Source organism: Caballeronia sp. GAWG1-1 (assembly GCF_023631465.1).
GTDB lineage: Bacteria > Pseudomonadota > Gammaproteobacteria > Burkholderiales > Burkholderiaceae > Caballeronia.
Genome location: NZ_JALQDB010000055.1, coordinates 37,777 through 47,200 on the forward strand (window position 1 = coordinate 37,777; position 9,424 = coordinate 47,200).

Annotated in this window: 7 protein-coding genes; all 7 read left to right on the plus strand. The window is 59.3% G+C overall.

Features of this window, described 5'->3' with window-relative positions:
• Positions 1–222: 222 nt before the first annotated feature.
• Entirely contained in the window at positions 223–1,104 is an 882-nt protein-coding gene (locus NCT03_RS31730; protein ID WP_244831832.1) for an ABC transporter substrate-binding protein, read from the plus strand.
• A 19-nt stretch (positions 1,105–1,123) separates the two neighbouring features.
• Positions 1,124–2,698, plus strand: a complete 1,575-nt coding sequence (locus NCT03_RS33945) for an amino acid ABC transporter permease/ATP-binding protein (protein ID WP_284503553.1) — start codon at positions 1,124–1,126, stop codon at positions 2,696–2,698.
• 24 nt (positions 2,699–2,722) lie between these two features.
• Positions 2,723–3,973 (plus strand): acetamidase/formamidase family protein, encoded by a 1,251-nt coding sequence (locus NCT03_RS31745; RefSeq protein ID WP_244831831.1) that lies wholly within the window; start codon positions 2,723–2,725, stop codon positions 3,971–3,973.
• A gap of 151 nt (positions 3,974–4,124) precedes the next feature.
• Positions 4,125–5,156 (plus strand): alpha/beta fold hydrolase, encoded by a 1,032-nt coding sequence (locus NCT03_RS31750; protein ID WP_250468052.1) that lies wholly within the window; start codon positions 4,125–4,127, stop codon positions 5,154–5,156.
• A gap of 439 nt (positions 5,157–5,595) precedes the next feature.
• Complete coding sequence (locus NCT03_RS31755) at positions 5,596–7,950, plus strand: type VI secretion system Vgr family protein (protein ID WP_250495329.1); 2,355 nt, start codon at positions 5,596–5,598, stop codon at positions 7,948–7,950.
• 41 nt (positions 7,951–7,991) lie between these two features.
• Positions 7,992–8,900, plus strand: coding sequence for a DUF4123 domain-containing protein (locus NCT03_RS31760; protein ID WP_250495331.1), 909 nt, complete (start codon positions 7,992–7,994; stop codon positions 8,898–8,900).
• Between the two features lie 106 nt (positions 8,901–9,006).
• Positions 9,007–9,424: DUF3304 domain-containing protein (locus tag NCT03_RS31765; RefSeq protein ID WP_502800450.1), on the plus strand; the 418-nt coding region annotated here is incomplete at its 3' end.

Below are 9,424 nucleotides of genomic sequence, written 5' to 3' on the forward strand. Positions count from 1 at the left end.
TGCAAGGCGTGCCGAACCACAGTGCATGCATGCGCCATCGCGGCGCATGCATGCACTCGCGCGCGACACGGCGGTACCGGCGAAAGCGGTTGTTGGACGAGCGTGCACGTGAGGACCAGCAGTTGTGCGCAGCCAGACAAGTTAGCGGGATTTCGGTCGCCTACGCTCGGGGCATCGCAAGTCAATCGTCATCAGCGGTCAAGAGCCGCCAGGAGCGTATCGATGCAAAGGAATCTCATGGGCCGTTTAGCTCGCGTGTGGCTCGGCGCTTTGTGCGCGTCGCTGTTCGCGTTCGCGGGGCAAGCACACGCCGCATCGCCCGCCGAATGCAGCGCGTTGCAGGCGAAGTATCCACAGTTCAAGGGCAAGACGCTCACCAATGCGATCAATCCGCACACGCCGGGCTATGAAGCGCTCGATCCGAACGATCCGAGCAAGTACGTCGGCTTCGATATCGACTTGGGCGAGATGATCGCGCAGTGTCTCGGCTTCACGATGGCGTACAAGCCCGTCACCTTCGCCGCGTTGCTCACGACGCTGCAGAGCGGTCAGGCCGACATCGTCATCTCCGACATCTACGCAACCGAGGAACGCGCCAAAGCCGCCGATTTCATCACGTATTCGAAGGTGTTCGACGGCGTGCTCGTCGCGAAGGGCAACCCCAAGAAAATTACCGGCATCAACACGTCGATGTGCGGCACGACCGCCGCTGAAAACACCGGCTACGTGGAAGTGCCGCTGGTTCAGGCGCTCGCGCCGCAATGCAAGGCGGCAGGCAAGCCGGAAGCCACCGTGCAGCTTTACGACAACAACGCCAACTGCATCCAGGCCATTCTCGCCGGCCGCGCAGATACGTATATCAACGACGTGAACACGGTCGATCAGGCCGTCAAGGCGTATCCGGACAAGCTCGAAAAAGCGACGGCGGTGACCTTGCCGTATTTCGTGGGTATCGGCGTGCCGAAAGACAAGCCTGATTTCCGCGATGCCGTGATGGCCGCGCTCGTCGCCATTCAGAAGAGCGGCGCACAGTCGGACTTGCTCAAGAAGTGGGGCCTCGGCGTGGAGAACCTAGCCGCGCCGCAATTGATCGTCGCGAAGTAAGCACGGGAAGCATCGGCTCATGGACCTGTTCCTTCACTATCTCGGCCTGCCGTATCTTCTGGACGGCATCCGCTTCACGATCGCCGTGACCTTGCTGGGACTCGCGGGCGGCCTCGTGCTGGGACTCGTGCTCGCGGCCATGCAACTGAGCCGTATCGGGCCGCTCGCGGCGATCGCGCGCGGCTACACGGTGATCTTTCGCGGCACGCCGCTGATTCTGCAACTGGTGTTCGCCTACGACGCCTTGCCGCATATCGGCATCAAACTGAGCGCGATCGGCGCGGCGGGCCTCGCGCTCGCCGCGAACGAAGCGCCGTTCATCGCCGAGATATTCCGCTCGGGCGTGCTCGGCGTGGATCGCGGACAAACACTCGCGGGGCAGGCGCTCGGCATGACGCCGGGCGTGCTGATGCGCAGAATCATCGCGCCACAGGCGATTCGTTCGATGATCCCCGCGCTTGGCAACGAAACGGTCAGCGCACTGAAGAACTCGTCGCTGGCGTCGGTGATCTCGGTCGGCGAACTGACCTTGCGTAGCACGCAGCTTGCATCGTCTACGTTCGACTTCTTTTCGATCTTCTTCGCGTCGGGGCTTTTGTATCTGTGTCTCACGGGCGCTATTGCAGCGATTCAGTTGATGATCGAACGAGCGCTCGACCTGGATCGAGCGAGCACGGGTGGCGGTTTCTGGGGACGACGCAAACCCGCGCCCGCGCCGAAACCCGCGAGTCCCGGCGACTTGCCGCCCGTCTTCGCGCCGATCACGGCCGCCGAACGCGCGCGCCGCTACGACACGCTGGCCCGCAACGGCGTGGCCGTGCAGATCAGTGGCGTTCACAAGCGTTACGGCGAACAGGCCGTGCTGAATGGCTTCGACCTCGACATCCGCTCCGGCGAAGTCGTCGCGTTGCTCGGGCCGAGCGGTTCGGGCAAGAGCACGCTGCTTCGCTGCATCAATCATCTGGAGCAATGGAGCGAAGGCGAGATACGCGTGGGCGGCCGGCGTCTCGGCTTTCGCGATGACGGGCGGCGAATGAATCCGCGCGAGCTGGCGCGAGAACGTGCGAGTCTCGGCGTCGCCATGGTGTTTCAGCAATTCAATCTGTTCAGTCATCTGACGGCGCGCGAGAACATTGCCTTGCCGCTCGTATGGGTGCACGGCGCAACGCTCGCCGATGCCAACCGTCGCGCCGATGCCTTGCTCGAACGCGTGGGCCTCGTGCATCGCGCGGATGCCTTGCCGCGTCATCTGTCGGGTGGCCAGCAACAGCGTGTGGCCATAGCGCGTGCGCTTGCGCCGAACCCGCGCGTGCTGCTGCTCGACGAGCCGACATCCGCGCTCGATCCCGAACTGGTCGGCGAAGTGCTCGAAGTGATCCGCCGTCTCGCGCTCGACGACGGCCTCACCATGATCATCTCGACGCATCAGTTGCGCTTCGCCGATGAAGTGGCCGACCGCGTGGTGTTCTTGAGCGGCGGAACGGTGGTCGAGGAAGGGCCGGCGCATCAGGTGTTGACGCATCCGCATCATCCGCTGACTGCGCGCTTTCTCAACGTGATGGGCGCGGGCAGCACGCTCGAAACGGTGCATTAAAACCCTAAAGCCGAGGACGATTCAATGAAGCATTACACGCTGCCCGTTTCATCATCCACCGTGCATTGGGGATACTTCAGCAAACGGGTAGAGCCGCGTCTCACGCTCAAGTCGGGCGACCGCGCCACCATCGAAACGCTGACGCATCATGCCAACGACGACCACGAGCGCATGGTCGCGGGCGACCCCGGCGCGCAGAGCGTGTTCGAATGGACGCGCGAGCACAAGGGCGTATCGCGGCGCGGCGCTGGCCCTACAGAAGGTCCGTTCAAACTGGGCGATGGCGAAGGCGTCGGCGTGCATCTGCTGACCGGGCCTGTCGAGATAGAAGGCGCCGAACCCGGCGATGTACTCGAAGTGCGCATCCTCGATGTACGGCCGCGCCCGAGTTGCAACGCGTGTCATGCGGGCAAATGCTTCGGCTCGAACGTGGCGGCGTCGTGGGGCTTTCAGTATCACGATCTGATCGAGGAGCCGAAGCCGCGCGAAGTCGTGACGATCTTCGAACTCGATACTTCCGGCGAGCCGTATGCGCGCGCCGTCTACAACTATGTGTGGACGCCGCAGACCGACCCGGACGGCATCGTGCATGCGACCATCGATTATCCTGGCGTGCAGGTGGATCATCGGCTGGTGAAGAAGCGCGAGAACATCCTGCCCGACATACGCGTGCCGGCGCGGCTGCATTTCGGCACCATGGGCGTGGCGCCCGCCGAAGCGGACTATGTCAGCTCGATTCCTCCGAGCTATACCGGCGGCAATATCGACGACTGGCGTATCGGCAAGGGTTCGAAGATGTATTACCCGGTGGCCGTTGCGGGCGCGCTGTTTTCAGTCGGCGATCCGCACGCGGCGCAAGGCGACAGCGAACTCGGCGGCACGGCCATTGAAACGTCGCTCACGGGTGACTTCGAATTCATCCTGCACAAGCAGGCGGATCTCGAAGGCACGTTGCTCGAAGGACTGACGCATCCGCTGCTCGAAACGGATCAGCAATGGTCCGTGTATGGCTTTACGTTTCCGAACTATCTCGCCGAACTCGGCGCCAACGCGCAACTCGAAGTCGCGCAACACGCGAGCCTCGACCGTGCCATGCGCGATGCCTTTCGCAAACTGCGGCGCTTCCTGATGACGGTTCATGGACTGAGCGAAGACGAGGCCATCGCGCTCATGTCCGTGGCGGCGGATTTCGGCGTGACGCAGGTTGTCGATGCGAACTGGGGCGTGCATGGCTCCATCCGCAAAGAGGTGTTTGCAAACTACAAAAAGCGCTGAGTATTCCGCGCTTTTGAATCGCGATGTGTAGATTGAATGGACGGATACACTGAGATACATCGCTCCTGATCGGCTGGGATATAAAACCGTCGAGGCCACTCTTCAAGTGGACCCACGAAAATCCCCGAACCAATCGATAAGGAGGTCTGGTATGTCAGAACCCGTCAATCAACGGCGTCGTCTTATGCTTGGGACGACGCTTGCAAGCGTCGCCCTTGCGGACTTCGGCTTCAGCACGTTCGCGAAGGCGCAATCGTCCACTGTTAGAGCGACGAGCGCGGGCGCGTCGTTTGGCCCGATCAGGCAGATCGATGCGGGCAAGCTCAACGTCGGCTATGCGGAACTCGGGCCCGCCAATGGCACGGTCGTGTTTCTGCTGCATGGCTGGCCTTACGACATCCACAGCTATGCCGAGGTTGCGCCTATTCTGGCCGCGGCCGGTTATCGCGTGATCGTGCCGTATCTGCGTGGCTATGGCTCCACGCGCTTCCTTTCCGCCGATACCGTGCGCAACGGTCAACAGGTCGTGACAGCGGTGGATATCGTCGCGCTCATGGATGCGCTCAAGATCGAGCAGGCCATCTTCGGTGGTTACGACTGGGGTGCGCGCACGGCAGATTGCATCGCTGCATTGTGGCCGGAGCGCGTGAAGGCGCTGGTGTCGGTGAGCGGGTATCTCATCGGCAGTCAGGAGGCGAACAAAAAGCCGCTGCCGCCCAAGGCGGAGTTCCAGTGGTGGTATCAGTACTATTTCTCGACGGAGCGTGGCGCGCTGGGTTATGCGGCCAATCGCGATGCCTTCAACAAGCTGATCTGGCAGCTTGCGTCACCGAAGTGGAATTTCGACGATGCCACGTACGAACGCTCGGCCGCATCGTTCCAGAACCCGGACCATGTCGCGGTGGTCATTCATAACTATCGCTGGCGGCTCGGGCTTGTACAGGGCGAAGCGCAATACGACGCGCTCGAACAGCGTCTTGCGGCAGGCCCGACCATCTCCGTGCCCACCATCACGCTGGAAGGCGATGCCAACGGCGCGCCGCATCCCGAACCTGCTGCGTATGCGAAGAAGTTTACGGGCAAGTATGTGCATCGCACGCTGGGCGGGGGTGTCGGACACAACTTTCCGCAGGAAGCGCCGAGGGAGTTTGCTGATGCGATGTTGCAGGTGACGAAGTTGTGAGACGAGTGTTGCCTGTTATGGCGCGCGTGCGAGGATCGCGTTAGGAAGTCACATGACCGCCGTCGGTGGAAGCTCTGACGGCGGCCTTCTTTGGGCGCGTGACTGACTGCAGCCTCGGTAAAGATGTGGCCGATGTATCAGCGAGAAAGCCCTTTGGGTCATCAGAAAACTCCTAAAAATAGAATACTGCATCGATATCCAAATGGCTTGTTAAGTCGATGAATCTGCAGAAATTCTTATAGTCGAGCATCGCATTGCGAAGAGATTGGCTGCGCACGAGCAGCGATTTTTTCGGCAACAATTCCTTACTGGCCTGAATTGAGTTCGACTAGCGATTCGTCGATCTCAGGGCAAAGAACTACGCAGTGCGATCAGGATGCCGAAACGCTGGATCGAAATGTCGTGCGCATCAAAAGAGATTCATAGGAGATGTATTTAGATGTCGATGGTATTGCCAAGTCAGGCCTATACGCTACAACTCAAGCCGCAGTCCTTTCCCGTCTCCGTGCTTAGATTTTCCGGCAAAGCGAGCGTCAGTGAGCTCTATGAATATCAGATAGATTTCACGAGCCCGGTCGCCGATATTCCAATGGACCAAGTCGTCGGCCGACCAGCGACATTTACCATCGATCCTGTTGATCCCGATCAAGGGTATCTGCAAAGAATGTTCGGTGAGCGCTGGAAGGACTTTAGCAAGATGCCGAAGTCGTACGTCACGCACGGGATGATCTGCCGCTTTGAGCAACTCGGAATGTCCGCCGACGAGACGCGTTACCGCGTCGTGCTCGTACCCAGGATCGCGGATCTCGCCCGCGCCCGCAAAAGCAGGCTGTTCCAGATGCAATCCGTCGTGGAAATCATCACCGATACATTGCGCCACTACGGCTATCGCTTTGGCGTGGATTTCGATTTTATGAAGCTTCGCGGCAAATACAAGCGCCGCGAGTACGTGACTCAATATCACGAGACGACGTTCGCCTTCATTCAGCGACTTTGCGCAGAGGAAGGGCTGTGGTTTCGCTTCGAGCAGAAGTCCAATGGTACCGCCATGATTTTCGGCGACGATCTCGATGCCTACGCGCGCAAACAGCGCGTCGTTCCTTATCGTCTTCATTCCGGTTTGGAAAGCGCGGGTGCGGAATCGCTTCGTTCGCTCAAAACGATCACCCGGCGCGTGCCCGAAGCAATTCAGCTCGACGATTACAACCATCGGCAAGCGGATGTCTCATTGCTAGTCGAGTCCAATGCCGCGCCTGCCGATAAAACCACTGATGGCGTGGACAACCATTGGGGCGAACACTATAAGACGCAAGAAGAAGGCAAGACGATTGCGCTGATTCGTCATGAGGCGCATCTGGCGGAGCAGATCAGCTATTCAGGTCGAGGCAATCCGTTCTCCCTCGAGGCAGGTGAGGTAATGCGTCTGGACGTGAATCCGAAGGACGCGCCGCATGGTCTCTTTGTCACGTCGGTACGCTGCGGAGGTGGACGCGGTACGTCGTATTGGTGCGCTTTCCGGGCGATTCCCGCGGATCGGAGATGGCGCACGAGCATCGACAAGATTGAGCGACCGAAGATCGCAGGAACTCTTCCCGCGCGGATAGATTCTCCAGGCAAGTACAAGTACAGCTATCTCACGGAGAAGGGCCTGTATGTCACGAAGATGCCGTTCGATTTGGACGAGTGGAGTCCGGGTGGACGCAGTCGCCCTATCCGGATGGCACGGCCGTATGCGGGACCTAACTACGGTCATCACATGCCGCTGATCGACGGAACCGAGGTGGCGCTGGTTTTTACGGCACAAGATCCAAACAGACCAATCATCGTAGGCGCGTTGCATGACAGCCTCAATCCGGACCTCGTCAATAACCTCAATCACACGCGAAATATTATCCGCTCGGCTGCGGAGAATGAGTTGCGCATGGAGGACAAGGCGGGGGTCGAGCATATCCACCTGACCACGCCGTATCAGACCAGCGAGCTCAATCTCGGGCATATGGTCGACGAAGGGCGCAAGGAGCGCGGTCGCGGCGCAGAGTTACGCTCGGATGAGCATATAGCGGTGAGAGGCGGAAAGGGTCTGCTGCTGACGGCCGAAGTGCGAAGGAAAGCTACGGGCGCGCAACTCGACATGGCTGCGGCGCAAGAGCAGTTGGAGCGCGCGATCGAGCGCATCGAGTTGCTGAACCAGGCTGTGCAGTCGGCCGAAGCCGTAGTCGCTGACCTGCAGAAGCAGAAAGCGCTCTTTAGCGACGCACTCGACGGGCTCAAACAGTCCGTCGTGCTCATGAGCGGCCCTTCGGGCATCGGGATCACGTCGGGTGAACACCTGCAGTTGAATGCAGACCAAAACTTGATTGCTACTGCCGGTGGCAACGCCGATATCGGCGTAATGCGCAATTTCACGGTGGCAGCAGGTCGCCAGGTGTCACTCTTTGCGCAGTCTCAGGGCATGCGGCTGACCGCTGCCAAGCAGGACATCGTGGTTCATGCACGCACAGGCGGCATGGAGCTGTCCGCGTCGAAGGACATGCACTTCAACAGCATCGACGGCGCTGTTACGGCACAGTCGAAAGGCGCGCTCACGCTCACGAGCGGCGGAGCTTATATCAAGATTGAAGGCGGCAACATCGAACTGGGCGCACCAGGCAGCATTCTGCTCAAGTGCGGCAGCTTCAACTGGTCAGGCCCCGGCAATCTGTCGCTCCCCATGCCCGAAATGCCGATTGGCCCGTGCAAGCAGTGTCTGATGGATGCGCACCGCGGCGTCGAAGCAATGACCGAGGTGGCGTGATGGAAAACATGATCGCGACACCTTCCGCGCAAGATGCCGATATGGATTGGGAGCAATGGCGACATCGGCTGCTGGCTCAATTCGATTCGTTCATGCACGAGCAATCCGTCAATCTATATCTGCTCGTGGATACTCGTGGCAGCCCGGGAATCGACAAGCTATTGCCGAAAGTAAAAGGCCTCGCTTGGACTTCGCTTTGGCATGGTTCCGTGCTCGACTCCTATACGGATATCGCACCGTATTTGATTCATGTCGAACGCCTGGCGCTTGACGAGCCGCAAGAGCTGGCGGGCCGACTTGCTCGACGCATCTGGATGGAAGGCGCCTCGGGATTCACGCTCACCTGGATCTGGTCACCTCTTTCGTTGACAGAGCTGGATGAGCATTTGAAACATTACACGCGTTACGCGATACCCGACAAGCGCGAGTACTTTCTGCACTTTTACGACAACCGCATTCTCGCGCGTACTCGAAGCGTCTGGACCGACGAGCAGGCACATTGCTTTATCGCGCCCTGCAGGGAAATCTGGTTTCGAGATCGCGATCAAGGCGAGATCGTCTGGCGGAGCGATGGGGCTTCGAAGCCAGCGCGAGCGGATGCGCCATTACTTTTGTCGTCGGATCAGCACGCGCGATTATTTGCGCTTGGCCATGCGGACAAACTCGCGATGCAATTGCGCGAAATGTATGGCGTGAGGCTCGACGAGAAGAGCGATTTCGCGCTGTACCTGCTTGTCACCGAGCAACTCGAACGAGCCAGCCGCTATCGTCTAAGAGAGAAAGACGACTTCCTGAATTACGTCTCGAAGGGCATCGTGCTTTCGCCTCGTTTCGACGAGCATCCGGTGATTCAGGAGCGTCTGCAACGAGCGCGAAACGGCGAGATATCGCATCGGGAGGCTTTGAGCGGACTTACTCGTGACGTGATTAAACAGGTGGCGGAGAGTTGAGCGGTTACGGGTTTGCCGTATGGATTCCTCGACTAGTGTTCTTGATACGTGCTTGCCATCGCGACGCACAATGAATTGATGAGATAAGCCAATGGGCTACAAACGAATGAACCTATCAAGGTTGTTCTGGCATTTCCTTTTTTCGGCCCTGGCAACCGTCTTTCTCGCGGGCTGCGACTTCTTTTCTTCTGAGCCAGTGTATGGCGGGTTGAGCGCGGAGGGTATGAATTACACGCCGTACAACCTGACGGAGTTTGTGGTCCGTGACAAATATGGGAATCGAGCCAGTGGAGGCGGGGATCTGCCGCCAGGGTCAGGCGAAGGAAGAATAAGCTGCTGCTACAAGCTAAAGGGAACGGAGTTCACGGTCGAGTGGCAAGTCTATGACGCGGACGAGGCGGTAAAGGACCTGTACGCACCCATAAAGGAGATCAAAAAAGTAACCAGGGTTCATCTTGATCCTGTGAAGAGGTCTGACCGAGCCGGCAACGACGTCTTGGCTGTGCACTTCTATCCAGACGACC

Bases quoted from the DNA above. Each gene is read 5' to 3' on its own strand.
- NCT03_RS31730 (WP_244831832.1), top strand. From the start codon at position 223: ATGCAAAGGAATCTCATGGGCCGTTTAGCTCGCGTGTGGCTCGGCGCT.
- NCT03_RS33945 (WP_284503553.1), top strand. From the start codon at position 1,124: ATGGACCTGTTCCTTCACTATCTCGGCCTGCCGTATCTTCTGGACGGC.
- NCT03_RS31745 (WP_244831831.1), top strand. From the start codon at position 2,723: ATGAAGCATTACACGCTGCCCGTTTCATCATCCACCGTGCATTGGGGA.
- NCT03_RS31750 (WP_250468052.1), top strand. From the start codon at position 4,125: ATGTCAGAACCCGTCAATCAACGGCGTCGTCTTATGCTTGGGACGACG.
- NCT03_RS31755 (WP_250495329.1), top strand. From the start codon at position 5,596: ATGTCGATGGTATTGCCAAGTCAGGCCTATACGCTACAACTCAAGCCG.
- NCT03_RS31760 (WP_250495331.1), top strand. From the start codon at position 7,992: ATGGATTGGGAGCAATGGCGACATCGGCTGCTGGCTCAATTCGATTCG.